At 59.7% G+C, this 26,793-nt stretch carries 25 protein-coding genes and 3 tRNA genes; 9 read left to right on the forward strand and 19 right to left on the reverse strand.

Features of this window, described 5'->3' with window-relative positions; translation table 11 throughout:
- From clpX to J3P91_RS17720, 6 genes are all read right to left on the reverse strand, one after another.
- Complete coding sequence (gene clpX / locus J3P91_RS17695; protein ID WP_024778305.1) at positions 1-1,284, reverse strand: ATP-dependent Clp protease ATP-binding subunit ClpX; 1,284 nt, start codon at positions 1,282-1,284, stop codon at positions 1-3.
- Positions 1,285-1,396: 112 nt separating this feature from the next.
- Complete coding sequence (gene clpP / locus J3P91_RS17700) at positions 1,397-2,032, reverse strand: ATP-dependent Clp endopeptidase proteolytic subunit ClpP (protein WP_030140021.1); 636 nt, start codon at positions 2,030-2,032, stop codon at positions 1,397-1,399.
- A gap of 92 nt (positions 2,033-2,124) precedes the next feature.
- The gene (gene tig / locus J3P91_RS17705) at positions 2,125-3,435 is read right to left on the reverse strand and encodes a trigger factor (RefSeq protein WP_420764630.1); all 1,311 of its coding nucleotides are present in this window, start codon (positions 3,433-3,435) and stop codon (positions 2,125-2,127) included.
- A gap of 418 nt (positions 3,436-3,853) precedes the next feature.
- Positions 3,854-3,938 (reverse strand) — tRNA-Leu (locus tag J3P91_RS17710).
- Positions 3,939-3,996: 58 nt separating this feature from the next.
- Positions 3,997-4,072, reverse strand: a tRNA-His gene (locus tag J3P91_RS17715).
- 41 nt (positions 4,073-4,113) lie between these two features.
- Positions 4,114-4,190, reverse strand: a tRNA-Arg gene (locus tag J3P91_RS17720).
- Positions 4,191-4,471: 281 nt separating this feature from the next.
- Here J3P91_RS17720 and folD point away from each other — a divergent pair.
- Together folD and pbpG are read left to right on the forward strand one after the other, a co-directional pair.
- Entirely contained in the window at positions 4,472-5,326 is an 855-nt protein-coding gene (gene folD, locus J3P91_RS17725) for a bifunctional methylenetetrahydrofolate dehydrogenase/methenyltetrahydrofolate cyclohydrolase FolD (protein ID WP_039589132.1), read from the forward strand.
- Positions 5,327-5,684: 358 nt separating this feature from the next.
- Entirely contained in the window at positions 5,685-6,623 is a 939-nt protein-coding gene (pbpG, locus tag J3P91_RS17730) for a D-alanyl-D-alanine endopeptidase (RefSeq protein WP_434601266.1), read from the forward strand.
- 48 nt (positions 6,624-6,671) lie between these two features.
- Here the strand turns inward: pbpG and J3P91_RS17735 are convergent, their stop codons facing one another.
- Both J3P91_RS17735 and J3P91_RS17740 read right to left on the reverse strand, forming a co-directional pair.
- On the reverse strand, positions 6,672-6,875 hold the full coding sequence (locus J3P91_RS17735) for a DUF6021 family protein (protein ID WP_305500075.1): 204 nt from the start codon (positions 6,873-6,875) through the stop codon (positions 6,672-6,674).
- 100 nt (positions 6,876-6,975) lie between these two features.
- Complete coding sequence (locus tag J3P91_RS17740) at positions 6,976-7,653, reverse strand: peptidase C39 family protein (RefSeq protein WP_434601267.1); 678 nt, start codon at positions 7,651-7,653, stop codon at positions 6,976-6,978.
- 225 nt (positions 7,654-7,878) lie between these two features.
- Here J3P91_RS17740 and J3P91_RS17745 point away from each other — a divergent pair, with 225 nt between their 5' ends.
- Positions 7,879-8,043: a hypothetical protein gene (locus J3P91_RS17745; RefSeq protein WP_434601268.1), complete on the forward strand. Its 165-nt coding sequence runs from the start codon at positions 7,879-7,881 to the stop codon at positions 8,041-8,043.
- Positions 8,044-8,108: 65 nt separating this feature from the next.
- Here the strand turns inward: J3P91_RS17745 and J3P91_RS17750 are convergent, their stop codons facing one another.
- Both J3P91_RS17750 and J3P91_RS17755 read right to left on the reverse strand, forming a co-directional pair.
- Entirely contained in the window at positions 8,109-8,858 is a 750-nt protein-coding gene (locus J3P91_RS17750) for a TerC family protein (protein ID WP_434573180.1), read from the reverse strand.
- A 28-nt stretch (positions 8,859-8,886) separates the two neighbouring features.
- Positions 8,887-9,150 carry a hypothetical protein gene (locus tag J3P91_RS17755; RefSeq protein WP_305500071.1) on the reverse strand — a complete coding sequence of 88 codons (264 nt, stop codon included), beginning with the start codon at positions 9,148-9,150 and terminating at the stop codon, positions 8,887-8,889.
- Positions 9,151-9,286: 136 nt separating this feature from the next.
- Between J3P91_RS17755 and nhaR the strand changes: the two genes are divergently transcribed.
- Positions 9,287-10,183, forward strand: coding sequence for a transcriptional activator NhaR (gene nhaR, locus J3P91_RS17760; protein WP_434601269.1), 897 nt, complete (start codon positions 9,287-9,289; stop codon positions 10,181-10,183).
- Here nhaR and J3P91_RS17765 read toward each other — a convergent pair.
- The gene (locus J3P91_RS17765) at positions 10,180-11,340 is read right to left on the reverse strand and encodes an MFS transporter (protein WP_434601270.1); all 1,161 of its coding nucleotides are present in this window, start codon (positions 11,338-11,340) and stop codon (positions 10,180-10,182) included. The genes nhaR and J3P91_RS17765 overlap by 4 nt on opposite strands.
- A 144-nt stretch (positions 11,341-11,484) precedes the next feature.
- Entirely contained in the window at positions 11,485-11,622 is a 138-nt protein-coding gene (locus tag J3P91_RS17770; RefSeq protein WP_434601271.1) for a hypothetical protein, read from the reverse strand.
- On the opposite strand from J3P91_RS17770, the gene sstT reads away from it, so the two are divergent.
- The gene (sstT, locus tag J3P91_RS17775) at positions 11,621-12,853 is read left to right on the forward strand and encodes a serine/threonine transporter SstT (protein WP_434601272.1); all 1,233 of its coding nucleotides are present in this window, start codon (positions 11,621-11,623) and stop codon (positions 12,851-12,853) included. The two genes, J3P91_RS17770 and sstT, sit on opposite strands and share 2 nt — an antisense overlap.
- A gap of 186 nt (positions 12,854-13,039) precedes the next feature.
- Here sstT and J3P91_RS17780 read toward each other — a convergent pair whose 3' ends face one another.
- The gene (locus J3P91_RS17780; RefSeq protein WP_434573173.1) at positions 13,040-13,549 is read right to left on the reverse strand and encodes a DUF1993 domain-containing protein; all 510 of its coding nucleotides are present in this window, start codon (positions 13,547-13,549) and stop codon (positions 13,040-13,042) included.
- A 130-nt stretch (positions 13,550-13,679) separates the two neighbouring features.
- Between J3P91_RS17780 and J3P91_RS17785 the strand changes: the two genes are divergently transcribed.
- A complete protein-coding gene (locus J3P91_RS17785) occupies positions 13,680-14,330 on the forward strand; it encodes a YceH family protein (protein WP_434573171.1) in 651 nt (216 codons plus the stop codon).
- On the opposite strand, the gene J3P91_RS17790 is transcribed toward J3P91_RS17785, so the two are convergent.
- Entirely contained in the window at positions 14,331-15,149 is an 819-nt protein-coding gene (locus J3P91_RS17790) for a shikimate 5-dehydrogenase (RefSeq protein ID WP_434573170.1), read from the reverse strand.
- 248 nt (positions 15,150-15,397) lie between these two features.
- On the opposite strand from J3P91_RS17790, the gene J3P91_RS17795 reads away from it, so the two are divergent.
- Positions 15,398-15,766, forward strand: coding sequence for a hypothetical protein (locus tag J3P91_RS17795; RefSeq protein WP_434601273.1), 369 nt, complete (start codon positions 15,398-15,400; stop codon positions 15,764-15,766).
- A gap of 76 nt (positions 15,767-15,842) precedes the next feature.
- On the opposite strand, the gene J3P91_RS17800 is transcribed toward J3P91_RS17795, so the two are convergent.
- From J3P91_RS17800 to J3P91_RS17820, 5 genes are all read right to left on the reverse strand, one after another.
- Positions 15,843-17,363 (reverse strand): nucleobase:cation symporter-2 family protein, encoded by a 1,521-nt coding sequence (locus J3P91_RS17800; RefSeq protein ID WP_434601274.1) that lies wholly within the window; start codon positions 17,361-17,363, stop codon positions 15,843-15,845.
- A gap of 131 nt (positions 17,364-17,494) precedes the next feature.
- Entirely contained in the window at positions 17,495-18,322 is an 828-nt protein-coding gene (locus tag J3P91_RS17805; protein WP_434601275.1) for an arylamine N-acetyltransferase family protein, read from the reverse strand.
- A 99-nt stretch (positions 18,323-18,421) separates the two neighbouring features.
- Complete coding sequence (gene xth / locus J3P91_RS17810) at positions 18,422-19,216, reverse strand: exodeoxyribonuclease III (protein ID WP_434601276.1); 795 nt, start codon at positions 19,214-19,216, stop codon at positions 18,422-18,424.
- 70 nt (positions 19,217-19,286) lie between these two features.
- A complete protein-coding gene (locus tag J3P91_RS17815) occupies positions 19,287-21,863 on the reverse strand; it encodes a bifunctional diguanylate cyclase/phosphodiesterase (protein ID WP_434601277.1) in 2,577 nt (858 codons plus the stop codon).
- 199 nt (positions 21,864-22,062) lie between these two features.
- Positions 22,063-23,634, reverse strand: coding sequence for a diguanylate cyclase (locus J3P91_RS17820; RefSeq protein ID WP_434601278.1), 1,572 nt, complete (start codon positions 23,632-23,634; stop codon positions 22,063-22,065).
- Positions 23,635-23,895: 261 nt separating this feature from the next.
- Between J3P91_RS17820 and chrA the strand changes: the two genes are divergently transcribed.
- Together chrA and J3P91_RS17830 are read left to right on the forward strand one after the other, a co-directional pair.
- Positions 23,896-25,254, forward strand: coding sequence for a chromate efflux transporter (gene chrA / locus J3P91_RS17825; protein ID WP_434601279.1), 1,359 nt, complete (start codon positions 23,896-23,898; stop codon positions 25,252-25,254).
- A 155-nt stretch (positions 25,255-25,409) separates the two neighbouring features.
- Positions 25,410-26,561 carry a mechanosensitive ion channel family protein gene (locus tag J3P91_RS17830; RefSeq protein WP_434601280.1) on the forward strand — a complete coding sequence of 384 codons (1,152 nt, stop codon included), beginning with the start codon at positions 25,410-25,412 and terminating at the stop codon, positions 26,559-26,561.
- Positions 26,562-26,793 lie beyond the last annotated feature (232 nt).

The following is a 26,793-nucleotide window of genomic DNA, read 5'->3' on the forward strand; positions in this document are numbered from 1 at the left end:
TTATGCGTCCGGCGCAGCCTTGGCAGCCGGCTCACTGTTTTCGTAGATATACAGTGGCTTGGACTTGCCTTCTATGACGCTTTCGTCGATGACGACTTTACTCACCTCGGACTGCGAGGGGATTTCGTACATCGTATCGAGCAATACGCCTTCGAGAATCGAACGCAACCCACGGGCACCGGTTTTACGCTCCAGGGCACGCTTGGCGACGGATTTCAGCGCGTCGGAACGGAATTCGAGGTCTACGCCTTCCATTTCGAACAGCTTGGCATATTGCTTGGTCAGGGCGTTTTTCGGCTCGGTCAGAATCTGCATCAACGCAGCTTCATCCAGCTCGTCCAGTGTCGCCAGGACCGGCAGACGACCGACGAATTCCGGAATCAAGCCGAACTTGACCAGATCGTCAGGCTCGACTTCACGCAGGGATTCACCGACCTTCTTGCCTTCTTCCTTGCTGCGAACCTCGGCGTTGAAGCCGATGCCGCCACGGGTGGAACGGTTCTGGATGACCTTTTCCAGGCCGGAGAACGCACCACCGCAGATGAACAGGATGTTACGCGTGTCGACCTGCAGGAATTCCTGCTGCGGGTGCTTGCGACCGCCTTGGGGCGGAACGGAAGCGACCGTGCCTTCGATCAACTTGAGCAACGCCTGCTGCACGCCCTCGCCGGAAACATCCCGGGTGATGGACGGGTTGTCGGACTTGCGGGAAATCTTGTCGATTTCATCGATGTAGACAATGCCCATCTGGGCCTTTTCCACGTCGTAGTCGCACTTCTGCAGCAGTTTCTGAATGATGTTCTCGACGTCCTCACCCACATAACCCGCCTCGGTGAGGGTGGTTGCGTCGGCGATGGTGAACGGAACGTTCAGCAAACGGGCCAGGGTTTCGGCAAGCAGGGTCTTACCCGAGCCTGTCGGGCCGATCAGCAGGATGTTGCTCTTGCCGAGTTCGACTTCGTCATTCTTCTTGTCACGCTGGTTCAGACGCTTGTAGTGGTTGTACACCGCTACGGCCAGTACCTTTTTCGCGCGCTCCTGACCGATTACATACTGGTCAAGGATGCCGCTGATTTCTTTGGGCGAAGGCAACTTATGCGCGCTGCTTTCGGCCTGGGCTTCCTGCACCTCCTCGCGGATGATGTCATTGCACAGGTCGACGCACTCGTCGCAAATGAAGACCGAGGGGCCGGCAATCAATTTGCGTACTTCATGCTGGCTTTTGCCACAGAAGGAGCAATAGAGCAGTTTGCCGTTGTCCTCGCCGTTGCGGGTGTCAGTCATTCGATCGATCCAAATCCGATAGGCTTGCAACACAAGATGAAGGCAATTGCGGGCTTTTTCAAGCCCGCAGATGATCGGACCTGCCGATCAACCTTATTTTGAGCTGCTTATTTTAAGCGGGGCGCTGGCTGATCACTTCATCGATCAGACCATATTCACGTGCGGCTTCAGCGCTCATGAAATTGTCGCGATTGGTATCGCGCTCGATTTCTTCAAGCGTGCGCCCGCTGTGCTTGGCCATCAACGTGTTGAGGCGCTCGCGGATGAAGAGGATTTCCTTGGCATGGATTTCGATATCAGATGCCTGGCCTTGGAAACCGCCCAGCGGCTGGTGAATCATCACGCGGGAATTCGGCAGGCAGTAACGCTTGCCTTGGGCACCGGCGGTCAGCAAAAACGCACCCATGCTGCACGCCTGACCGATGCAGGTCGTCGAAACGTTAGGCTTGATGAACTGCATGGTGTCGTAGATCGACATTCCCGCCGTCACCGAACCGCCCGGGGAGTTGATATAGAGATGGATGTCCTTGTCCGGGTTTTCGGCTTCAAGGAACAGCAGTTGTGCACAGATCAGGTTGGCCATGTAGTCCTCTACCGGACCTACCAAAAAGATCACTCGCTCCTTGAGCAGACGCGAATAGATGTCATAGGCACGTTCGCCACGGGCGGACTGCTCGATAACCATAGGGACCAGGCCGCCTGCGGCCTGGATGTCAGAGCTCTGCTGATAAAAAGAATTGCGGGACATGTCTCGCAGTCACTCCCAAATAGTTATGTCTTGAATACGCATAAGCCAGCGCGAAGGCTGGCTTATGGTGTGTATTTCTTACCGCAGAACCATCAATCGGCTTGTGGAGCTTCCACCGGCTTGACCGCTTCTTCGTAAGAGACCGCTTTGTCGGTCACGCTAGCTTTCTGCAGAACAGTATCCACAACTTGCTCTTCCAGCACAACCGAACGGACTTCGTTCAGCTGCTGCTCGTTCTTGTAGTACCAGGACACTACCTGCTCAGGCTCTTGGTAAGCCGAGGCCATTTCCTGGATCAGCTCGCGAACGCGGGCTTCGTCAGGCTTGAGTTCGAACTGCTTGACGACTTCAGCGACGATCAGGCCCAGTACGACGCGGCGCTTGGCTTGCTCTTCGAAGAGTTCGGCCGGCAGTTGGTCCGGCTTGATGTTGCCACCAAACTGCTGAACGGCCTGCACGCGCAGACGGTTTACTTCGTTGTCCAGCAGAGCCTTCGGCACTTCGATCGGGTTGGAGGCCAGCAGACCGTCCATGACCTGGTTCTTGACCTTGGACTTGATGGCCTGACGCAGCTCGCGCTCCATGTTCTTGCGAACTTCGGCGCGGAAACCTTCCAGACCGGTTTCCTTGATACCGAACTGGGCGAAGAACTCTTCGTTCAGCTCAGGCAGCTTAGGCTCGGAAACGCTGTTGACGGTCACGGTGAACTCGGCGGCTTTGCCGGCCAGGTCCAGGTTCTGATAATCCTCTGGGAAGGTCACGTTCAGAACGCGCTCTTCGCCAGCCTTGGCGCCAACCAGGCCGTCTTCGAAGCCCGGGATCATGCGACCGGAACCCAGCACCAGCTGGGTAGCCTTGGCGGAACCGCCAGCAAACACTTCACCGTCGACCTTGCCGACGAAATCGATGTTCAGCTGGTCTTCGTTCTGGGCGGCACGATCAGTGGCTTCGAAACGGGTGTTCTGCTTGCGCAGGATGTCGAGCATCTTGTCCAGGTCGGCATCCGAAACGTCAGCGCTCAGGCGCTCGACGGCAATGGACTCGAAACCGGCGACGGTGAACTCGGGGAACACTTCGAACGTGGCAACGAACTCGAGGTCCTTGCCTTTTTCCAGCACTTTAGGCTCGACGGAGGGAGCGCCAGCCGGGTTCAGCTTCTGCTCGACCACCGCTTCGTAGAACGAAGACTGGATCACGTCGCCCACGGCTTCCTGGCGCGCATCAGCTTCGTAACGCTGACGGATCACGCTCATTGGCACTTTGCCTGGGCGGAAACCTGGGATTTTGGCCTTTTGGGCAGTCTGCTGCAGACGCTTGTTGACCTGAGTCTCGATACGCTCAGCTGGCACGGTGATGCTCATGCGGCGCTCAAGAGCAGAAGTATTTTCAACAGAAACTTGCATGGATATTCCTCGTTGCACAGACGTTGGCCGGGCGTTTCCGACCCCAGAATCAAGGGCATGCATTCTAGTAGGTCAAACTCAAGAAGTCACCCTACTGAAAACACGCAGGAAACAGACGCCGAATTTATAAGCAGGGCCATGGTTCATGCCCCGCCCGGTTTGCTAATACAGTTGATCACCGCCAAGGCTCTGCGCAGCACCTTCCTATATAGAAGCACCGCAACCGCGCGCTTGGCATGCAGCCTTTTATAAAAAGACCGACGGGCATGCCGAGTATCATCGCGAAACACAATCGCGAACACTCCCGCCGCGCGCCCGCCCCAAGGACCGACGCCGACACGTAACCGGTGAAAACAAAAACGGCGCAGCCCCTTCTCAGGTTCTGCGCCGTTCTCTGCTAATTAAATAGCGACTTGTATGGTGCGGACGGAGAGACTCGAACTCTCACACCTTGCGGCGCTGGAACCTAAATCCAGTGTGTCTACCAATTCCACCACATCCGCGTATCAAGCTTTTAAAGCAAAGGCGCCAGATTGTTAGATCTGGCGCCTTTCTAGAATATGGGGTGGACGATGGGGATCGAACCCACGACAACGGGAGTCACAATCCCGTGCTCTACCAACTGAGCTACGCCCACCATATTGCCTTGTAGCGTTACTTGTGCCAAAGCTGCCTAATTGGCGCACCCGGCAGGACTCGAACCTGCGACCATCCGCTTAGAAGGCGGATGCTCTATCCAGCTGAGCTACGGGCGCCTTTTTAATCTGTATTCTTGGACGATTACAAACTAAGTGCTTTCAGTTTTGCCGAGTTTAAACTACCAACTCCGCTCAACCTTCTTAACCAGTGCTAGGCTGTGCCCGACAAGTGCGACGAATGTTATAGACGGCCCGATAGGTCGTCAACTCTTTTTTAAAAAAAATTCATTTAATTAAAGGGCTTAGGGGAATTTGCAGACCAAGCGCCTTTGCCCTCACGCCTCGGCATGCGAGAATGCGTTCTCTTTTTTTCCCCTCTCGATGGTTAACCACGCGCAATGACTGCACAACTTATCGACGGCAAATCGATCGCCGCCAGCCTGCGCCAGCAGATCGCCCAACGAGTCACCGAGCGCCGCCAGCAAGGCCTGCGCACGCCCGGCCTTGCGGTGATCCTGGTCGGCAGCGATCCTGCCTCTCAGGTTTATGTCTCGCACAAGCGTAAAGACTGTGAAGAGGTCGGCTTCCTTTCCCAAGCCTACGACCTGCCTTCCGAAACCACTCAGCAAGCGCTGGCCGATCTGATCGACCGCCTCAATGACGATCCGAACATCGATGGCGTGCTGCTCCAGCTACCGCTGCCCGAACACCTTGACGCCTCTAAACTGCTGGAGCGTATCCGCCCGGACAAGGACGTCGACGGTTTCCATCCTTATAACGTCGGTCGCCTCGCCCAACGCATCCCATTGCTGCGCCCGTGCACGCCCAAGGGCATCATGACCTTGCTGGAAAGCACTGGCGTGGATCTTTACGGGCTCGACGCCGTGGTCGTGGGCGCCTCCAACATCGTTGGCCGGCCGATGGCCATGGAATTGCTGCTCGCTGGCTGTACCGTCACCGTGACCCATCGCTTCACCAAGGACCTGGCGGGCCACGTCGGCCGGGCTGACCTGGTGGTGGTGGCCGCTGGCAAGCCGGGCCTGGTCAAAGGCGAATGGATCAAGGAAGGCGCCATCGTCATCGACGTCGGCATCAACCGCCAGGACGACGGCAAGCTGGTGGGCGATGTGGTCTATGAGACCGCCCTGCCCCGCGCCGGCTGGATCACGCCGGTACCCGGCGGCGTAGGACCGATGACCCGGGCCTGCCTGCTGGAGAACACCCTTTATGCGGCCGAGACGCTGCATAGCTGATTAGCCGTTTCAACTCAGCCACAAACCCTGTGGGAGCGAGCCTGCTCGCGATAGCTTGGGATCAGCCAATATCAATGCTGGCAGAGACACCGCTATCGCGAGCAGGCTCGCTCCCACAGTATTTTGTCATCTGATCCTTGATCGGCGGACGTTGGCCCGTGCAGAGCGCCCCCCGACTCTGCCAATTTACAAATTTTTCAGATTCGATTCGCCAGAATCGCCTTCATTAAACTTTATTTATTGATGCGCCCCGACGGCACAGGCATATAGCGCTGCCGTCGCCCATACTCCTAAAATGCGGCGCTTTTTCAACAAGCCGCTGCTCGACAGCACCTTCAACTCCATCGAGTCTACTCGCGTGAAAATCCGTCTTTCGATCCTCAGCCTGTTTTTCCTTCTCACGGGCACCTTCATCACGCAGAACATCAGCGCGCAGGAAACCATTGCCCCGCCACGAGACACTTCAAAACTGCAGGTCGCCTCCGGCAGTGCGATCCTGCTGGACCTGCAGACGGACAAGGTGGTCTATTCGAGCAATCCGGACGTCGTGGTGCCGATCGCATCGGTGACCAAGTTGATGACCGGCCTGATCGTCCTGGACGCCAGGCAGAACCTGGACGAATACATTTCCATGACCATCGCCAACACGCCGGAAATGAAAGGTGTGTTTTCCCGGGTCAAGCTCAACAGCGAACTGTCACGCCGGGACACGCTGCTGATCGCCCTGATGTCGTCGGAGAACCGCGCCGCCGCCAGCCTCGCCCATCATTATCCGGGCGGCTACGCGGCGTTCATTGCGGCGATGAACGCCAAGGCCAAGGCGCTGGGCATGTCCAGCACCCACTATGTCGAGCCCACCGGCCTGTCCATTCACAACGTCTCGACCGCCAGGGACCTGACCAAGCTGTTGATCGCCGCTCGCAAGTATCCATTGCTGAGCGAATTGAGTACCACCAAGGAAAAGACCGTGACGTTCCGCAAGCCGGCCTACAGCCTGGGCTTTCGCAACACCGATCATCTGGTCCACAAGGCCAACTGGGACATTCAGTTGACCAAGACCGGCTTCACCAACCAGGCCGGTCATTGCCTGGTGCTGGTGACAAAAATGGGTAATCGTCCGATGGCGCTGGTGATTCTCGACGCGTTCGGCAAATACACTCATTTTGCCGATGCCAGCCGTATTCGCAGCTGGGTCGAGACAGGCAAAAGCGCCAGTGTCCCGGCCGTGGCCTTGCAATACAAGGCCGCCAAGAACCTCAAGAGCCGCCAGAGTGGCGTGGTAGAAGCGTCAAAATAATTCGGCTAGGCGCAAACAGATAGCCCCGACTCGTCGGGGCTATTTTTGTCAGGGCTTGAGGTTACCCAGTGGGTCATAGGCTCTCGAAGAAGGTGGCTCCTCATCCTCCTCGTCCCGGGGCGCCTTGGCCGGCCCTACCGGGTCCACTTGCGGATCGTCGAGATCCGGCGAGTCCGGATCGAACCCCAAGTCATCATCACCGGATGAATGCTCGGAAGAATGCGGCCCTGAAGGTGTTTTCGACTGTGCCATGGTTGCCTCCTTGAATCATGGCCCGGAGATTCCAGGCCTTGACGATAAGAACCCGAGGCATGCGAGGTCGTGCCCGAAAGCTGACGAACGGGGACGCGACTCAGCGTGCGGAGCCCAACGCCTTGGTGGCCCGCGCGGCGGCCTGCTCCTGCCCTGCCCCGGCTAACTCGTCGGCCGCCTTCAACCAGCGCTGGGAGTCAACGTTGGCCGGAAGTTGCGTGGGCTGCTGTATCAACACCGCCCAACCGCCCGCGCCCTTGAACGCCGATTCGAATGCATCGAAACTCATCAACGACCGCCGATTCATCCCCGACCGCAGCAGCACGGTACGTTTTTGTCGGTTGTAGCCAGCCAGGATCGCGTAGCGTGGCCCGGACCAGAACGCCGAACCCTCGGTGTAGCGCAACAGCACGGGATAACCCGCCGCCACCTGTTCGAGCAACGCCGCGAGCTCCTGGTCGAGGGGATAGACGACCAGTCCGTATTCACGTGCCAGGATTTGCAGACTCTGCTGCAAACGCGCCTCGCCACCGGGCAGGTGTAACGGTTTCTCCAGCAACCCGGGCGTGATGACCGTTCCTTGCAAGGTCAACAGGGCGGCCAATGATTGCGGCGCGCCCTGATACATCTCGCCGCGAAAGAACGGCACGCTGTTGAGTTCGACCCGCTCGGGCAGACGCTTTATCTGCGGCGATACGCCCCCCGCGCACCCAACCAGGACAGCGGCACAGGTCAGCGCCACTACCAGTGATCGAAAAGATGAAATTACCGACACCATTAATGACTCTCTTGTTCAGGCAGACCCGGCATCCGGGCCGGGCTTGGGCCGACGATCATAAAGTGCGCGCCCGCCTGGGTATAGCCACAAGCAAGAGTTTCACAACCGCGATAGAACGAACCGATCCGTCGCCACTGCCGGCGATCGACGGCCCGTAACACTCGAGCGGCTAGACTGTCCATTGTAATGAGTGCATTGCCCGAGTCCGGGCTGAAGGAGGCACAGATGAGCCTGACGACGACTATTCTGATGCTGGTATTTGGCTGGCTGAGCGTAGCGACGGCCATGTTGTGGGGCGTACTGCGGATCGCCCGGCGCCATCACCACGCACCTCCCCCTCAAGCGAAACAGCCCTCCAAACCCGCCAGGCGCCACGCCACCGCACACTGAGATTATCGCCGCGCATGAAAAAGCCGCCCGGGCCTTGGACCCGGGCGGCTTTTGTCTGCCTGGTATCAGGCTTTGTCGACGAGCGCTTTCTCCCTGGCGCGTCGGGACAACATGTTCAACACCTCGATCGCCGCCGAGAAGGCCATGGCCGCGTAGATATAGCCCTTGGGCACATGGGCACCGAAACCTTCGGCGATCAGGGTCATGCCAATCATGATCAGGAAGCCCAGGGCCAACATGACCACTGTGGGGTTGTCATTGATGAACTTCGCCAACGGCTCGGCGGCCAGCAGCATCACCAGCACCGAAACCACCACGGCGATGATCATGATAGGCAAGTGTTCGGTCATACCCACCGCGGTAATGATGCTGTCGATGGAAAACACCAGGTCGAGCATCAGGATCTGACCGATCGCAGCAGCGAACCCGAGGGTCACGCCAGAAGTGGCCGACTTGGGATCGTTCGGCGCCGGGTCCATGCTGTGATGGATCTCGGTGGTCGCCTTCCACAACAGGAACAGGCCACCGGCGATGAGGATCATGTCCTTCCAGGAAAAGGCCTGGCCAAGGATTTCGATCACCGGTTCCGTCAACTGCACAATGAACGCGATGGTGCTCAGCAGGCCCAGGCGCAGGATCAGCGCCATGCCGATACCGATCCGCCGCGCCTTGGCGCGATGCTGTTCGGGCAGCTTGTTGGTCAAGATCGAAATGAAGATCAGGTTGTCGATGCCAAGCACGATTTCCATGACGACCAGGGTGGCCAAGGCAATCCAGGCGGTGGGGCTGGCGGCAAGCTGTAACAGATAATCCATGGGTCAGTCCTGACTCGATATGACGGGGTTAGATGGTCTTGGTGGAGGATTCGGATTCTTCAGCGTCTTTCTCCGGCTCTTTTTTGGGGCTTATCAGCCCACCGGTAGCCTCGCTGATGGCCTGTTCGGCAGCCTTGTGAGTATCGTCGATTGCCTGCTTGGCCGTTTCGACTGCTTGTTCCTTAAGTTGCTGGGCCAACTGCTGGGCGCTTTTTTCCGCTTGTTCACAACCCACGAGCGCTATCGATGACAGCGACAGGAAGGCTGCAAGACCCAAGGATTTATACGTCATGGACAGTGCCTCTTCAAAAAATGGATGGAGCACAAAGATGGCTCACCGATGGCCCGGCATTCTAGAGAGGCTGATACTTCAGGAAAATTCGTATTTTCAGCGGCTATACTTCGGTTTTTACGAATCGGCGAAAACCATGCTCAATTATCGACAGCTGCATTATTTCTGGGTGGTGGCAAAAACCGGCAGCATCGTGCGCGCCTGTGAGCAATTGAACCTGACCCCGCAAACCATCAGCGGGCAGATCTCCCTGTTCGAACAGACCTACAACATCAAATTGTTCCAGCGCGTCGGGCGCCAGTTGGAGCTGACAGAAGCCGGTCGCCAGACGTTGCCTTACGCCGAACACATATTCCAACTCGGCGGTGAATTGGAATTGATACTGCGTGCCCAGCCCAACGAGCAGCAGACACTTTTTCGGGTCGGGGTGGCGGATGTCGTGCCCAAGTCCATCGTCTATCGGCTGCTGGCCCCGACCATGGAACTGAGCGAGCCACTGCGTATCACCTGTCGCGAGGACAAGCTCGAACGGCTGCTGGCGGACCTGGCAATCCAACGCCTGGACCTGGTGATTTCCGACAGCCCGATGCCGACTCACCTGGATATCAAGGGCTACAGCCAGAAGCTTGGAGAATGCGGGATCAGCTTTTTTGCCACCGCCGCGCTGGCCGATCGTCATGGGCGGAATTTTCCCCATGGCCTGCATGACGCCCCGCTGCTGATCCCGGGACCGGAAACCGTCGTACGCAGCCGCCTGCAACGCTGGTTCGCCGAACAGCAGATCCAGCCGCGGATTGTCGGCGAGTTCGACGACAGCGCGTTGATGCAGGCATTCGGCCAGTCAGGCAGCGGGATTTTTATCGGTCCCAGCGTGATTGCCGAAGAGGTCAAGCGGCAATATGGGGTGCAGGTCATCGGCCAGACCGAGGCAGTGAGCGAGTCGTTCTACGCCATTTCCGTGGAACGCAAGGTCAGCCACCCTGGCATCGTCGCGATTGCCGAAGGGGCACGCCGCGAGCTGTTCAGCGCCTAGCAATCAGCGCAGGCATTGCGGGGCTTGAACGTCATCAGCAACAGCGCCAGCAGGATCGATACCAGGATGAATCCGGCCGCCGCAAAACCGACGCTGCCCAGGCCCAGGGTATCGATGACCCGACCGCCCACCAACGCCCCCAGGCCAATGCCCAGGTTGGCCCCGGCGATGTTCAGCGAAGCAGCAAACGCCGGCGCTTCAGGGGCCGCTTTCATCAGCCGCACATGGCTGACCAGGAACAGCGCCGCCTGGGTCACGCCCCAGATACCCATCGCGGCGGCCAACCCCAGCGTCGAATGAATGCTCGGCACCAGCGCCACCATGCCGCCGGTCATGAACAGGCAGAACACCATTGAGGCAATCAGCGGATGCCGGTCTACCGCGCGACCACCCAGGGAGTTGCCGAGCAGGCCGACAGCCCCGAAGCCCATCAGGCACCAACCCACGAGCGTACCGTCGAACCCGGCCAGGCGTTCGAGGATATCCGCCAGATAGGTATAGGCGGTAAACATGCCGCTGAATACCAGGATCGACAGCAGCACATGCCCCTGCATCAAGGGGCTGCGCAGAATCTTGAATTGCGAGCGAAAACTCACTTGATGCTGGTGCAGATTGGTTTTCGGCAGGTAGATAAACAGCAGCAGCGCCTTGGCAAACGCGATGACCGCCAGGATGGCAAAAGCGCTGCGCCAGCCGAATGCGTCGGAGATCAGGGTGCCGACCGGAATGCCGAATACCGTGGCGCAGACGATGCCGAAGCCGATCCGCGCGATGGCTCGCCCGGCAAACTGCGGCCCGACGATGTCCACTGCGGTTTCACTGGCCAACGCCCAGAATACCGGCAGACCCAAAGCCGGGACCAACCGGGCAATGGCCATGACCCAGATGTTCGGCGCCAGCGCCGCCAAAGTGTTGGCCAGGCCGAACATCACCAGCACGCTGATGAACAGCCGACGCCGTTCGACACGGGCAAACCACGCGGTCAGGAACGGCCCGAACGCCGCGACAGTAAATGCGAACAAAGTCACCAGCAGCCCAGCCTGAGGGATGGTGACTTGCAGGTCCCGGGCGATGGCTGGCAACAGGCCGACAATGATGAATTCCGTGGTCAGCACCGTGAAGCCGGCGGCGGACAACAGGAAGATGGGCAACAGCATGCAGAACTCCAACAAAACGACGACACCAGCGTTAGCCCAAGGGCCCGCTGGAAAACAAATGAGGTGAGAGTGGCAAAGCCTAACAGATTGGGGCCGTTAGAAAAAAGCAGATAAACAGGCAGGTGACGGATCGTCACAGGTCCGTCAGATTTTTCGCCGGGCTGTGATAAAGTCCGCGACCTGCAAATGCTCCACACTCTTTTCGGTCCCGATCATGTGGCCTGCCCGCTTGTTGCCCTGATTGACGGACCGTTGCACATAAAAAATCAGAGATACCGTCATGACTGCTGTGTCCTCTTCCCTTCTGCACCGCTTCAAACGCACCAGCCTGGTGACGCAAATTGTCATCGGCCTGATCGCCGGCATTGTCCTGGCGTGGCTGGCCCCTGACGTGGCGAAATCCACGGCGTTCATCGGCAAGGTCTTTGTGTCGGCGCTCAAGGCCGTGGCGCCGATCCTGGTGTTCGTGCTGGTCATGGCGTCGATCGCCAACCATAAGCACGGCCAGGAAACTCATATCCGTCCAATCCTCTTCCTTTATCTGCTGGGCACTTTCGCTGCGGCCGTGGTCGCGGTCATTGCCAGCACGCTGTTTCCCTCGAGCCTGGTGCTGAGCGCCCAGGACGTTGCCGTTACCGCGCCCGGCGGGATCAGTGAAGTGCTGCAGAGCCTGTTGCTCAGCGTGGTGGACAACCCCGTTCGAGCGCTGATGGACGGTAATTTCATCGGCATCCTGGCCTGGGCCATCGGCATGGGTATTGCCATTCGCCATGCCGGCGAAACCACGCGCACCGTACTCGAAGACTTGTCCAATGGCGTGACCGTGATTGTTCGGCTGGTCATCCGCTTCGCCCCGCTGGGTATTTTCGGCCTGGTAGCCTCGACCCTGGCCACCTCCGGCTTTGGTGCGCTGCTCGGTTACCTGCACCTGTTGACCGTGCTGATCGGCTGCATGCTGTTCGTGGCACTGGTGGTCAACCCGCTCATCGTGCTCTGGAAACTGCGTCGCAACCCCTTCCCGCTGGTGTTCACCTGCCTGCGTGAAAGCGGCATCACCGCGTTCTTCACGCGCAGCTCGGCGGCCAACATTCCCGTGAACCTGGAGCTGAGCAAGCGCCTCGGCCTGCACGAAGATACCTACTCGGTCTCGATCCCGCTGGGCGCCACCATCAACATGGCCGGGGCCGCCATTACGATCACCGTGTTGACGCTGGCGGCCGTACATACCCTGGGCATCGTGGTGGATGTGCCCACGGCCGTGCTGCTCAGTGTCGTCGCCGCCATCTGCGCCTGCGGCGCGTCCGGGGTCGCCGGCGGTTCGCTATTGTTGATTCCCCTGGCGTGCAGCCTGTTTGGCATCCCCAGCGAAATCGCCATGCAAGTGGTCGCGGTCGGGTTCATCATCGGCGTGCTGCAGGATTCAGCTGAAACCGCGCTGAATTCGTCCACGGATGTGCTGTTCACGGCGGCGGCTTGCCTGGGTGAAGAAGAGCGGGCGCGGCGTACTGCGTAATTGTGTGGTGGATGTACTGTCCTCATCGCGAGCAAGCTCGCTCCCACACTGAATTGATGTTTGTCGCAAGAACCCTGTGGGAGCGAGCTTGCTCGCGATAGCGATGGAACAGACGCTGCGGAACAGGCAGCCACAAAAAAGCCCGGAACGGCTCACACCGTCCCGGGCTTTTTTATGCTCGCGGGTTTAGAACGCGCCCATGTAATCGCGCTTGCCTACTTCTACGCCGTTGTGACGCAGCAGTGCATAAGTGGTGGTGACATGGAAGAAGAACTGCGGCAGGCCGTAGGTCAGCAGGTAGGTTTGACCGCTGAAGCGTTTTTCCTTCGGGGTGCCCGGACGGGTGACAATTTCAATGCCTTCCTTGCCATCGATCTGCTCGGGGCTGATGCCGTCGATGAAGGCCAACACCTTGGCGATCAGCGCTTGCAGCTCGGCGAAGGTGGTCTCGCTGTCGTCGTATTTCGGCACTTCGATCTCGGCCAGGCGCGCGGACACGCCCTTGGCGAAGTCGACGGCGATCTGCACCTGACGCACCAGCGGGAACATGTCCGGGAACAGGCGTGCTTGCAGGAAAGCGTTCGGATCGATGTTTTTCGCGGTGGCGTGGGCTTCGGCCTTGTTCAGCACATCGCTCAGGGCGTTGAGCATCTGTTTGAAAACCGGGACGGAGGCGGCGTACAAGGAAATGGTCATGGCGATCTCATGCGGGTGATAGAAGGAAACGAATCAAACGTGGGCGATTATAGCCACGCCTTGTTGCGCTCCTTGTCTTTTATTACGCAAGGATTAGGCTAGGCGGCTTCCACGGCATAGGGAACGCGCAATGAGCATCGAAGAACAAAGCCAGGCCGAAGAACCACGGCTCAACAGCACGGAAATCCGCATCCTTGGCGCCCTGATCGAAAAACAGGCCACCAACCCCGAGACTTACCCTCTCACCCTCAACGCGCTAGTGCTGGCCTGCAACCAGAAGACCAGTCGCGAACCGGTGACGAATCTCAGTCCGGGCCAGGTCGGCCAGAGCTTGCGGGCCCTGGAAGGCCGCGGTTTTACCCGGCTGGTCATGGGCAGCCGCGCCGACCGCTGGGAGCATCGGGTCGACAAGGCGCTGGAGCTGGTGCCGGCCCAGGTGATCCTGATGGGATTGCTGTTCCTGCGCGGCCCACAGACCGTCAATGAACTGCTGACCCGCAGCGGCCGCATGCATGATTTCGAAGACACCGAGCAGGTCGTGCATCAGCTTGAGCGCCTGATCGCCCGAGGCCTGGCGCTGCTGGTGCCACGCCAGGCCGGCCAGCGTGAAGACCGCTACGTGCACGCCATGGGCGACCCCGCGGACATCGAGGCCATCCTCGCCGCCCGCCAGCACCCGGTAGAACGCGGTGGCGCCGGCAGCGGCGTGTCACTGGAACGCCTTGAAGAGCTCGAAGCGCGGATCGCCGCGCTGGAGGAGCGTCTGGCGCGCCTGGAGTAATCAGGACCGGGCGAAAGCCACGGCCTTGTCGAATTGCTCCAGGTTGGGCCGCACGCCCGTGTACAGCACAAACTGCTCCAAGGCCTGGATCGCGATCACCTCCAGCCCGGTGATGACTCGCTTGCCTTCTGCCCGGGCCCGGACGATCAAGGGCGTTTCCGACGGAATCGCCACCACATCGAATACCGTCTCGGCTGCGACGAGGGCATCGGGCTCGAACGCCAGGTGGTCCGCTTCAGGACCGCCGGCCATGCCGATCGGCGTCACGTTGATCAGCATTTGTGGCCGGCGATCGCCCAGCTCGGCTTGCCATTCGTATCCCAGCGAGTCGGCCAGGGCTCGGCCGGTGGTTTCGTTGCGGGCGACGATCAGGCCATTTTTATAGCCGCCATCGCGCAAGGCACTGGCGACCGCCTTGGCCATGCCGCCGCTGCCGCGCAGGGCGAAAGTCGAATCCTTGGGTACCGCATGGGTCTGCAGCAACTGGGCGATGGCAATGTAGTCGGTGTTGTAGGCCTTCAAATGGCCGTCAGTGTTGACGATGGTATTGATTGACTGGATCGCGGCCGCGGAAGGATCCAACTCATCGACCAAGGCGATGCAGGCCTCCTTGAACGGCATCGACACGCCGCATCCGCGGATGCCCAGGGCGCGAATGCCACGCACCGCACCCGGCAGGTCGCGACTGCTGAACGCCTTGTAGTAGAAGTTCAGGCCCAGTTGTTCGTAGAGGTGATTATGAAAGCGCAGGCCGAAATTGCCCGGGCGCCCCGATAGTGACATGCACAGCTGGGTGTCTTTGTTGGGGTTCATCTGCATGCTCGTCTCCTTGAAACACTTTCGGAAAAACGCGATCGCCGTACCGACCGGTCCTGTTCGATGCTCAGACCTCGGGCGCAGCGCAGCGACTCGCCATCCGCTGCAAAAAAATCAGCCACAGACCTTACACAATATTTACCCAACGGCGGTGCAAATCCTGGGAAAATCGCTGTCAGAGCAAGTATCCCCGCGCCCCTTATCGGGTCTGTCGCAGGCCACAGGCGCCGGGGCCGGAACGAGGAAACGCCATGAAACGCAAACTTCCCATTATCGCCCTGCTCGTGGGGGCACTCACGGTCACCGGCCAGGCATCCGCCCATGGTCGCGGTGGTTGGGAGGGTCCCGCGGTGTTTGGTGCGATCGTCGGCTCGGCCATTGTCGGCTCTGCGCTCATCAGCCGCGACCGACCGGTTTATGTCCAGCAACCGGTGTATGTCCAGCCACAACCGGTCTACGTGCAACAACCTGTCTATGTGCAACAACCGCCACCGGTCTATTACGCGCCGCAACCGGTATACATCGAGCGCCCGGTCTACTATCGCCCGGCGCCGGTGTATTACGGGCCACCACGGGGCTATTACTATGGCCCGCCGCGCGGCCATTACGGTCGCTGGTAGTCCGTTCAGGGGGCATAAAAAAGCAGCCGGTGATCGATGATCACCGGCTGCTTTTTTTACTCTTTCGATCGCCAGATCAGACGTGCTCGCTGCTCTTCAGCCGCACCGGGCCGTGCTCTTCCGGCGAGTGGGCGAGTTCCGCCACCACTGGAATCTCGTTGCCGTCGCAGTCATGCAATTTTCCGTCGCTGAAATAGTCGCCTTCACGCAGTGCAGCCAGGTCCTGGTAGCGCAGCACCCGCTCGGTACCGGCGGCAAAAACTGACTGCTGGTCGGAGTTGCCGGTAGTGAAATGGTTGAACGCCAGGTTCAGGATAATCGCCATGATTGCCGAAGAACTGATCCCCGAATGGAAGATCGTCGCGAACCAGCTGGGAAAATGGTCGTAGAAGTTCGGTGCGGCGATCGGGATCATGCCGAAGCCAATGGAAGTGGCGACGATGATCAGGTTGACGTTGTTGCGGTAGTCGACCTTCGACAGGGTTCGGATACCACTGGCGGCAACCGTACCGAACAGCACGATACCAGCACCACCGAGCACCGAGGTGGGCACGGCGGCGATCACCCGCCCCATGAACGGCAGCAGCCCGAGCACCACCAGAAATATCCCGCCAGTCGCCACGACAAAACGGCTCTTGATGCCGGTCACCGCCACCAGCCCGACGTTCTGGGCAAAGGCACTCTGGGTGAAGGAGCCGAAGATCGGGGCGATCATGCTCGACAGCATATCGGCTCGCAGACCATTGCCCAGACGGCGGGAATCGACCTTGGTGTCGATGATTTCCCCCACCGCCAGGATGTCAGCGGAGGTTTCCACCAGCGTCACCATGATCACGATACACATCGACAGGATCGCGGCGATGTGGAAAGTCGGCATGCCGAAGTGGAACGGCGTCGGAAACCCGAACATCGGGCCTTCGCTGACGGACGAAAAGTCCGCCATACCGAGGAATACCGCGATGACGGTGCCGATGACCATCGCCAGCAGGATCGACAGGCGGGAAATCGTCGCACTGCCCATTTTGCTCAGTACCAACACCAGTACCAGGGTCAGCGCAGCCAGGCCGATGTTCGCCATGCTGCCGAAATCCGCGGCGTGGCTGTTGCCGCCCATGGCCCAGCGCGCCGCCACCGGCATCAGCGTCAGGCCTATGGTGGTGATGACGATGCCGGTGACCAGCGGCGGGAAGAACCGGGTGATGCGCGAGAATACTGGAGTGATCAACAAGCCGATCAGGGACGCCGCGATTACCGCACCAAGGATGGCCTGGAAGCCCCCTTCCCCGCCGGTTCCAACGATCGCCACCATGGTCGCGACGCCGGAGAACGAAACGCCCTGCACCAGCGGCAACTGGCAGCCAAAGAACGGCAGGCCAAGCGTTTGCAGCAATGTCGCCAGCCCTCCCGCGAACAATGACGCCGCGATCAGCAGACCGATGTCCGCCGGCGACAAGCCGGCCGCCTGGCCGATGATCAAGGGCACCGCGACGATGCCGCCGTACATGGTCAACACATGTTGCAGGCCGTAAGCCATATTCGCGCCGACGCCAAGGTTTTCGTCCTCGGGCCGTGGGAGTGAAACATGGGGCGTTTTCATGGTTCGGGGGTTCCCTGTTTTTTGTTATGCGCACACTGTATTCAAAACTTAGGACAAATGTCTATAGAGTTGTATACAACTTGTTGCGCATTGATCACGGACAAGGTTGCAAATCCCGAACCAGATTGCATTCAACTTCGCGTTATCAGTCCTTCCAGCGCCGGCCGCAGCAGTTCCCGTGGCGGCACCCGCAGCCCGAACTCCGTCTCCAGCAGCTCAATCAATTCGTCGGCGTCCATGATTGTGCGTCGCTCGCTTTCGTGCCCGATCCGGTGCACGGCATAGCTGTTGCCGTTGAGGGTCTTGCGCAACCCGTCACCCGTGCGGGCGACCATCAACCGGTCCTTGAACTGGGAATCCGGATGGCTGCAGACGTACCAGTTGCCGACGATGTAATCGATCTCTTCCTGGCGCTGCAGGTCGAACAGGTACATCGGCCGCCATTCGCCCCCTACGTTGGCGCGCAGGATGTAGCCGTCTTCAGTGGTCTCGATGCGGTATGGCTCGTGAGGAGTCGCCTGGACCTCGCGATTGTCCAGCAACAGTGGCGCGGTCGGCACCATGCCACCGAAGCCGACATCGGTTACATAGCGCACGCCGTCAAGCGTCACCAGGCTCAAGCGATGGGTGCGTGCGGTCCAGGCGCCTTCAGGTGCGTTCATCACTACTCGCCCGGTAATGCCGCGGGCCTCGAAGCCCAGGTCCTGCAAAAGGGCCAGGAATAACTGATTGAGCTCGTAGCAATAACCGCCGCGCCCTTGCTCGAAGATTTTTCGTTCCACCGACTCAAGGTCGATCGGCACCGGCTGCCCCAGCAGCGTCGCGAGGGTTTCGAAGGGGAACTCGGCCGTATGACGCCACTGCAACTGGCGCAACGAATCGAGCGTCGGGGGTGGCGCCGTGTCGAAACCCAGGCGCCGCAAATAACGAGCGCAATCACTCAGTCGAGGTTGGTTCATGGGGTGTCCTTTCCTGTTCAGGTGCAGGGCTTGTGCAGGCACCCCGCCGTTGGCACAGGTATAAGGCATTTCCCCTGGGTGGACAATGATTTGGCGACTTCAACGGCGCTTGCGCGAAGACAGACGAATCCACGTCGGGGCATGGTCGCTGGGGTGTGGCTGGTTTCTGACCCAGGCATCCACCCCCGCCTCGCTCAGGTAGGCACTGGCGGCAGGGTTGAGCAACAGGTGGTCGATACGTAGCCCGGAGTTTTTTTGCCAGTGCTGGCGGAAATAGTCCCAGAACGTATAGATCCGCTCTTGCGGGTAGAGATGTCGCAGCGCATCCGTCCAGCCCTGGTCCAGCAGGCGCTGGTACCGCTCGCGGCTTTCCGGCTGCAACAGGGCATCCTTGAGCCAGGAGCGTGGGTTGTAGATGTCGAAGTCAGTGGGCACCACGTTGTAGTCGCCCGCCAGCACCACCGGGTGATCGCTGGCTTGTAGCCCCTGGGCATAATCGATCAGCCGCTCGAACCAGGCCAGCTTGTAGTCGAACTTCGGACCAGGCTGCGGATTGCCGTTGGGCAGATAAAGGCAACCTACCAGGACGCCATGCACGGCCGCCTCGATATACCGACTGTGGCTGTCTTCCTCTCCGCCCGGCAGGCCGCGCCGACTCTCCAGCGGTTGCGCATCGCGGGCCAGGATCGCGACGCCATTCCAGGAAGCCTGGCCGTGCCAGATCGCCCCGTACCCGGCCGACTCAAGCTCCGCCGCCGGAAAATCCTTGTCCGCCGCCTTCAACTCCTGCAAGCAGGCGATGTCGGGTTTCTCCCGCTCCAGCCACTCCAGCAGGTTGGGCAGCCGAGCCCGGATACCGTTGATATTGAAGGTCGCGATTCGCAGCTTTTTCATGGGCAGGCAACTCGAAAAACCAAAGTACTAGCTGTGACCGATGACAAGCCGCGGAGGTTGCAACAACCGCTCAGGAGCCGGTTTTCGACAGGGGCGGAGCGCTTTCCAGCAGATGCGCGAACGCCTGCTTGTCGATGGGGCGGCTGAGAAAATACCCTTGCACTTCGTGGCATTCATCCGAGCCCAGCGTGCCCAGTTGGGCCAGGGTTTCGACACCTTCGGCGGTGACCGTCAGGCCCATGGCCTTGCCCAGGTTGATGATCGCCTGGACCACGGCGCGGTCGTTGCTGCTGTTGCTCATGGAGGCGATGAAGCGCTTGTCGATCTTGATGCCATCAAACGGATAGGTGCGCAAATAACCGAGCGACGAATAGCCGGTACCAAAATCGTCCATGTTCAGGCGCACCCCCAGTTCCTTGAGCGCATTCATGACCTGGAGCGCACCGTCCACATCGTTCAGCATGACGTTCTCGGTGATTTCCAGCTCCAGGCGACTCGCCGGGAAGTGGGTTTCGATCAATACCTGGCGCACGTCCTCGACCACATCGCTGCGTTCGAATTGCGCAGGCGAGAGGTTGACCGAGACCATCAGCTCGCCCGGCCAGGTCAACGCGGTTTCGCAGGCCTCGCGTAACACCCAACGCCCAAGCGGGACAATCAGGTCGGTTTGCTCGGCAAGCGGGATAAACGCGTCGGGGCCCAGCAAGCCTTGGGTCGGATGTTGCCAACGGACCAGCGCCTCGACAGCGACGATGGTCTTGCCATCCACGGTATAGCGAGGCTGAAAATGCAGGACAAACTCATTTTTCTTCAATGCCTGGCGAAGGTCGCTTTCCAGCTGGCGACGATGCTGGATCTGGTCGTTCATGTGCGAGGCGAAGTAGCACCAGGTCTTCTTGCCCTCGGATTTGGCCTGGTACAGGGCGATGTCGGCGCAACGGATCAACTCGCCCGGCACATAACCTTGGCGCCGGCTTACGGCAATGCCGATGCTGGCGCCTATGTGCAATGAGTGGGTCTCGTAATGGATCGGTTGCTGCAGGCTGTCGATCAGCCGTGCGCAAAACCGGTCGATTTCGGTGGAGTGCTCCACTGCGCTGAGTACCACCACGAATTCATCCCCACCCAGGCGCGCCACCAGATCGTGCTCTCGGGTGCAGTCGCGCAGGCGCTGGGCCACTTCCAGCAGCACCGCATCGCCGGCCGGGTGGCCCAGTGAATCGTTGATCGGCTTGAAGTTATCCAGATCCACCATCAGCAAGGCCAGCGGTACGGAATGCTCCTTGGCAAGCAATGCATCGTCCAGGTGCCGGGCCAACTTGTTTCGATTCGGCAGGCCGGTCAGCGCATCGTGCATCGACAGATGCTGGACCTGGGCGTGGGCGGCCACTTCATCGGTGATGTCGCTGGCGGTACCGCGATAGCCCGTTACCACGGCCCTGTCGTAGATCGGCCGCGCCGATACCCGACAAAATCGCAACTGTCCGGAATGGTCGCGGTAGGAACACCGCAGGTTGCTGGCATTCTGTTCTTCGACCAGTTTGCCCAGCCACAAGGCAATCGGCGTGGTGTCGCAATACAGCAACTGTTCGATGTCCTGTCCCAGCCATTGCTGATCGGAAAAACCGGTAACGGTGTTGAAACGCCCCGACAGATAGGTGATGCGCTGCTGGCTGTCGATTTCCCATATCCAGTCCGACGCCGCCTCCGCCACGGCACGGAAGCGCTCTTCGCTCGCCTGGAGCGCCTGCTTTGAGGTTTCCAGGCTGTCGTAGCTGGCGTCCACCTGTCGAGCGGTACGCATGGCATAGCGGAAAAAATAAGCGGTGAGCAACGCCAGGATCAGCAACGCCCCGCCCAATGGCGGAACCAGAGACCACAACAATTGCTGGCCTGGCCGCTCCAGCCGGGATACCAGGCTGTAACCGGTGCTATCCAGCGGTACGGCTGGCTGACCGGTCGCCAGCGCCGTATCTTTCACCAGGTTCAACTCGTTCAGGCCGTAGCTCTTGCCTACCTTGCGAAGCTTGACCGGCGTTAGCTGGTCGACAAAAAGCAGCACCGACGTCCCCTTGGCCTCGACCTGAGGACGTTCGTCGTTGGGCAGGATCACCGAAGCCGTGACGATGGCCGGCCAGCCTTCGAACAAGGTGTAGCGGATCATGGGCCGGGTCAGGTCCGGTTGCGCCTGGAGCTGATCGACAAGGTCCCTCAGCGGTGTATCGATATAGGCCGTCGCCTCTGCCTGGACATTTTGTCCGCGCACCACCGCATATTTGGTGCGTTCACGGTCGATGACGAACACCCCTTCGTATTCATCGTTGGTGAACAGGGTCTTGCCGATGTTCTGCTCGGCATAGGCCCATTGCACATCGACCTCGCCGTTAAGACGCTCATAGCCGGTGGTCCAGTAGGCGTAACTGGCCATGTAGTTTTTCGACGCGGTGATGCGATTCTCGAGCGCGCGCTCGATGTAGAAGTGGGTCTTGCCCACATCGTCCGCGTCCAGCTTTTGCGCGATGTTGAACAGCGCGGCGACAGCCATCAGGACACCCATTACGAACAGCACGCCGACCGCCACCACCAGGCGACGGGTAATCGGCGTATGACGCGTGACGTCAGGGGGGATATCGGCAGAGGTGTCCATTGACCTGCTCCTGTCCTTCGGCGTTGGCTTCGCCGTGCAAACTTCACTGCATGAACTGCGTTTGACCCTTGGGTTTTCTTAACCTTAGCAGCCGCTGCCGCGTCAGTTGGCGAGCCTACAGAGTTTGGCGAAAAGGGCTACGCGTCGCCTATGCGTTGAACAATGGACCTTGATCCGCCGCCGATGATTCCGACGAATCTCAGCGATCGGAACGCTCCAGCGCATCGAACGCGTCTTCCCTGGACAACGCCGCGACACAGTTGCGACCGCTGTGTTTGGCCTGATACAGCGCCGCATCGGCTCGCTGGATGAAGACTTCCGTACTGTCCAGGCTGCTGGGCACGAAGGCATGGCAACCCAGGCTCACCGTCAGGTAGCCGGAGGGGGCAGCCGAATGGGTAATCTGCCTGTCGATGACGCGGCGGCGGATCTGTTCGGCCAATGCCATGGCGCCGTGCAGGTTGGTATCGGGCAGCAGGACAGCAAACTCTTCGCCACCATAACGCACCGCCAGGTCGGCCTTGCGATGACAGCAGTCCTTGAGCACCTTCGCGACCTCCGCCAGGCAATGATCACCCGCGACATGCCCGTAGGTATCGTTGTAGCGCTTGAAAAAATCGATGTCGAGCATGATCAGGCTCAGGGGGCTGCGCTGGCGGGCGCCTCGGCCGAACTCGATGCCCAGGGCCCGCTCGAACAGCCGGCGGTTCGCCAGCCCGGTCAGGCTGTCATGAGTGGCGATCAGTTCCAGCGCTTGCTGGGCCTTGCGCAGGTCCGCTTCTATCCGCTCGCTGTTACGCACCTGATGCACGAAAACCCAGCCAAACAGACAGATACCCAGCACCACCAAGGCCACGATCAGGCTCGATTGCACCGCCCGGTCATACCAGCCCGCCAGGATCGCTGACTCGGACATCGCGGCAACGACTACCAGTGGGTAGGCTTGCAGATGCCGATGGCCATAGAGCCTGACGATATTATCGGTGTCGGAGCGGATCATCTCATCGCCGGAAGCCCCCACCACAGGATCGTGCTGGAAAATATGATGCCGCGCCATGGACGCACCAATCAGCGCCTCGTCGAAGGGCCGGCGCGCCAGCAAAGTCCCATCGGACAACGCCAGGGCCATCTCGCCTTGGTCATCGAGATTAAAACTCTTCAGGAACTGGTCGAAATACGACATCTTGATCCCGGCCATCAGCACGCCCTGGAAATTGCCTTTGCGGTCATTCAGCCGACGGGAAACGGGGATGATCCATTCGCCGTTCTGCCGGCTGCGGATCGCCGGGCCGATATGGGCGACGAGCGAGGCATTCTCCTGGTGAAACTGGAAATACTCGCGATCCGCGATACCGGATCCCCGGTGCAGCTTTTCAAACGAGGTGATGATCCACTGGCCGCTCTTGTCGAACAGAAACAGGCCATGCAGTTGTTCCAGAGATAACACGCGCCGGGCGAATGTCTGTTGCAGGCGCGCGCGCACGGCCGGGCCGTAGCCATCGATCTGGATCCCGTCTGCCAGGCTGCCGAGCACGAGATCGGCCTGCAGGAAAGTATCCTGGGCCTGCTGGGCCATGGCACGGGTAAGGTTGGCCGAAGCAATCCGCGCCGATTCCAGGTCGTGACGACGAGATTGCTCCAATTGCAGATAGAGCAAACCGCAGAGGCACAGGCAAACCGCCGCAATAAACGCCACCGCAGCCTTGAGCAATGGCAGGCGCTTGAGGGTGCCGCCGGGCGCATGGAGCGGATCGTTGATGGGGATAGGCAAGCGAATTCCTGAAGAGGGCAAAGCATGAGCAAAACGCTCAAAGCCCCCAATATTCGTGAGCTTAGCGTACCGCTTGGAGGCCGGCAATTTGCCAGTGGGGCGAAGTCGATGGATGGCGCTGTGGATCCAAAATCCTCCTCATCATTTGGCAATTCTGCCGCCCCTTGGCGCGTTTTTTTACACGCGAGCCTTACCGGGGGCTATCTAAAACGTGTCTCGCCCCATAACGTAGGTGGCCTTTATATCAAGGCCCCGCGGACCATGAGCACTCCGAACCAGCACACTGTAGAACAGGTACAGGCCAGACCGTCGACCGTCAGCCTGCGAGAGGCCTTCTGGTTCTGGCTGAAACTGGGTTTCATCAGCTTCGGCGGACCGGCGGGCCAGATCTCGATCATGCACCAGGAATTGGTGGAGCGTCGGCGCTGGATCTCCGAGCGTCGCTTCCTCCACGCCTTGAACTACTGCATGCTGCTGCCCGGCCCCGAGGCCCAGCAACTGGCGACGTACCTGGGCTGGCTGATGCATCGAACCTGGGGCGGAGTAATCGCCGGGGCGTTGTTTGTCCTGCCCTCGCTGTTCATTCTCATCACATTATCCTGGCTATACGTCGCCTTTGGCGAAGTGCCGGTGGTGGCCGGCATTTTTTATGGCATCAAGCCCGCCGTGACGGCGATCGTCGTGCATGCCGCGCACCGGATAGGCTCGCGCGCGCTCAAGAACAACTGGCTGTGGGCAATCGCCGCCGCGTCGTTTACGGCGATCTTCGCCTTCAACGTACCCTTCCCGCTAATCGTACTGGGGGCGGCGGTCGTCGGTTACTTCGGTGGTCGCTGGGCACCGGCAAAGTTCAGCCTGGGCGGTCACGATGCCAGGCACAAGTCGTTCGGCCCGGCCCTGATCGATGACGATACACCGACCCCGGAACACGCTCGTTTCAGTGCCACCCGCCTGGCCCGACTGCTGATCGTCGGGGCGCTGCTGTGGATTCTGCCGATAGGCCTGTTGACCGCGATGTTTGGTTGGGAAGGAACCTTGACGCAGATGGCCTGGTTCTTTACCAAGGCGGCACTGCTGACTTTCGGCGGCGCCTATGCGGTTCTGCCCTACGTGTATCAAGGCGCCGTCGGACATTTCGGCTGGCTGACACCGACCCAGATGATTGACGGCCTGGCCCTGGGCGAAACCACTCCGGGACCGCTGATCATGGTAGTCGCGTTCGTCGGTTTCGTCGGGGGTTACGTGACTCAGGTGTTCGGCCCCGAACAGGCGTTTCTGGCGGGCGCGGTTGCGGCCACGCTGGTGACCTGGTTCACCTTCCTGCCCTCGTTCCTGTTCATCCTGGCTGGCGGTCCGCTGGTGGAATCGACCCATGACGAGTTGAAATTCACCGCGCCACTCACAGCGATCACCGCGGCGGTGGTGGGGGTGATTCTCAACCTCGCCTGCTTCTTTGGTTATCACGTGCTCTGGCCCAAGGGCTTCAACGCAGCACTGGACTGGCCATCGGCAATTCTTGCAGTCGCGGCGTTCATTGCACTGTTCCGCTATAAACGCGGCGTCATCCAGGTATTGCTGGCCTGCGGCCTGGCCGGGCTGGCGGTGCATCTGCTGCGCTAAGAGAGACACTTGAGTCGGATCAGCGGCCCATGCCCGGGGCCGCTGACGGCAAGAAAATTGAACGGGCCTCTGCCACCTGCGAACTAACCAAGTTCATGGCCCGGCCGGTGCGGCCAGGGCACAACCTGAACAGAAATGGCACAGGTGATCCATCCATGGACTCAAGCTCCCTCGATATTTTTACCGACACCCAGGTACTGGGCATTTCCATCGCCAATTGGCTGCTGGCACTGAGCGTGATGACGGTGAGTTTCATCATCGCCAGGGCTGGCGTCGGTTTTCTGTTGAAAAACGTGCGTGCCCGGGCACAAAAACCCGACGCTTATGTCAGCCACATCGCCGTCGAAGTACTGTCCAGTACCAGCAATACTTTGTTATTGCTGGCCTCGATCCTGATCGGCGTTGGCGTATTGGACTTGCCGGAACGCTGGCTGAGTCGAGTCAGCAGCCTCTGGTTCGTGGTGGCGGCCCTGCAAGTGGGATTATGGGCAAACCGAGCGATCGCCCTGGCGTTGATGCATTATTTCGCCCGCCACAGCCACTCCGACATCCATCAGAAAAGCGCCTTGGCCACCCTGAGCCTGTGGGGTGCGAAAGTATTTCTCTGGGCGGTGGTGCTCCTGGCGATGCTTTCCAACCTGGGCGTGAACATCACGGCGTTCGTTGCCAGCCTCGGCGTGGGCGGCATCGCCGTGGCGCTCGCGGTGCAGAATATCCTCGGGGACCTGTTCGCTTCGCTGTCGATTGCCGTGGACAAACCTTTCGAAGTCGGCGACTTCATCGTCGTCGGCTCCCTGGCCGGGACCGTGGAACATGTCGGCCTAAAGACCACGCGAATCCGCAGCCTGGGTGGCGAGCAGATCGTCATGGCGAACGCCGGCATGATCAGCTCCACCATCCAGAACTACAAACGCCTGCAGGAGCGCCGTATCGTCTTCGAATTCGCCCTGCCCCAGGAATGCTCGACAGAGCAACTGCGGCAAGTGCCCGTCATCGTCGAAAAGATCATCAAGGCCCAGGAAAAAACCCGCTTCGACCGCGCGCATTTTCGTGGTTTCGGCGAAAGCGCACTGGAGTTCGAAACGGTCTATATCGTGCTGGACCCCAGCTACAACGTCTACATGGACATCCAGCAGGCGATCAATCTGGGCATGATGGAAGAATTCGCCAGGATCGGCGTGCGCTTCGCCATGCCGTCACGCGCGGTGCATGTGGCTTCGTTGCCGGATGCGGTTGAGCGGATGGCCAGCAGAGGCAACGAGAGGACCCCCACGCAAAGCACCCCCTCGTTTCGGGCGCAACACTGAGTCCACGCAGACGTTGGAGATTGCCGTTACAACTCACCAGATGAATAGGGGAGCTGCGTCCTATAGCATTGTCCGCCGCTAAGCCAATGGCGTACATTAGCTATGATTTTTATTGAAACCCCAATATTTACCCGGCGGGTCAGGGAGTTGATAGATGACAATGATTTTTCAGCGCTGCAGATAACATTGCTTCGCAACCCCTGCGCTCGAAAAACGAACAGCAAGACTTGAC

The sequence above is a fragment of the Pseudomonas sp. Z4-7 genome, from assembly GCF_051131965.1.
In the GTDB taxonomy this organism is placed as follows: Bacteria; Pseudomonadota; Gammaproteobacteria; order Pseudomonadales; family Pseudomonadaceae; genus Aquipseudomonas.

Bases quoted from the DNA above. Each gene is read 5' to 3' on its own strand.
- nhaR (WP_434601269.1), top strand. From the start codon at position 9,287: ATGCTCAATTATCGACAGCTGCATTATTTCTGGGTGGTGGCAAAAACC.
- J3P91_RS17785 (WP_434573171.1), top strand. From the start codon at position 13,680: ATGAGCATCGAAGAACAAAGCCAGGCCGAAGAACCACGGCTCAACAGC.
- J3P91_RS17765 (WP_434601270.1), bottom strand. From the start codon at position 11,340: ATGCTGTTGCCCATCTTCCTGTTGTCCGCCGCCGGCTTCACGGTGCTG.
- folD (WP_039589132.1), top strand. From the start codon at position 4,472: ATGACTGCACAACTTATCGACGGCAAATCGATCGCCGCCAGCCTGCGC.
- J3P91_RS17815 (WP_434601277.1), bottom strand. From the start codon at position 21,863: ATGGACACCTCTGCCGATATCCCCCCTGACGTCACGCGTCATACGCCG.
- J3P91_RS17740 (WP_434601267.1), bottom strand. From the start codon at position 7,653: ATGGTGTCGGTAATTTCATCTTTTCGATCACTGGTAGTGGCGCTGACC.
- tig (WP_420764630.1), bottom strand. From the start codon at position 3,435: ATGCAAGTTTCTGTTGAAAATACTTCTGCTCTTGAGCGCCGCATGAGC.
- clpX (WP_024778305.1), bottom strand. From the start codon at position 1,284: ATGACTGACACCCGCAACGGCGAGGACAACGGCAAACTGCTCTATTGC.
- J3P91_RS17795 (WP_434601273.1), top strand. From the start codon at position 15,398: ATGAAACGCAAACTTCCCATTATCGCCCTGCTCGTGGGGGCACTCACG.
- J3P91_RS17780 (WP_434573173.1), bottom strand. From the start codon at position 13,549: ATGACCATTTCCTTGTACGCCGCCTCCGTCCCGGTTTTCAAACAGATG.
- J3P91_RS17830 (WP_434601280.1), top strand. From the start codon at position 25,410: ATGGACTCAAGCTCCCTCGATATTTTTACCGACACCCAGGTACTGGGC.
- sstT (WP_434601272.1), top strand. From the start codon at position 11,621: ATGACTGCTGTGTCCTCTTCCCTTCTGCACCGCTTCAAACGCACCAGC.
- J3P91_RS17755 (WP_305500071.1), bottom strand. From the start codon at position 9,150: ATGACGTATAAATCCTTGGGTCTTGCAGCCTTCCTGTCGCTGTCATCG.
- J3P91_RS17745 (WP_434601268.1), top strand. From the start codon at position 7,879: ATGAGCCTGACGACGACTATTCTGATGCTGGTATTTGGCTGGCTGAGC.
- J3P91_RS17735 (WP_305500075.1), bottom strand. From the start codon at position 6,875: ATGGCACAGTCGAAAACACCTTCAGGGCCGCATTCTTCCGAGCATTCA.
- chrA (WP_434601279.1), top strand. From the start codon at position 23,896: ATGAGCACTCCGAACCAGCACACTGTAGAACAGGTACAGGCCAGACCG.
- J3P91_RS17800 (WP_434601274.1), bottom strand. From the start codon at position 17,363: ATGAAAACGCCCCATGTTTCACTCCCACGGCCCGAGGACGAAAACCTT.
- clpP (WP_030140021.1), bottom strand. From the start codon at position 2,032: ATGTCCCGCAATTCTTTTTATCAGCAGAGCTCTGACATCCAGGCCGCA.
- J3P91_RS17790 (WP_434573170.1), bottom strand. From the start codon at position 15,149: ATGCAGATGAACCCCAACAAAGACACCCAGCTGTGCATGTCACTATCG.
- J3P91_RS17805 (WP_434601275.1), bottom strand. From the start codon at position 18,322: ATGAACCAACCTCGACTGAGTGATTGCGCTCGTTATTTGCGGCGCCTG.
- xth (WP_434601276.1), bottom strand. From the start codon at position 19,216: ATGAAAAAGCTGCGAATCGCGACCTTCAATATCAACGGTATCCGGGCT.
- J3P91_RS17770 (WP_434601271.1), bottom strand. From the start codon at position 11,622: ATGACGGTATCTCTGATTTTTTATGTGCAACGGTCCGTCAATCAGGGC.
- J3P91_RS17750 (WP_434573180.1), bottom strand. From the start codon at position 8,858: ATGGATTATCTGTTACAGCTTGCCGCCAGCCCCACCGCCTGGATTGCC.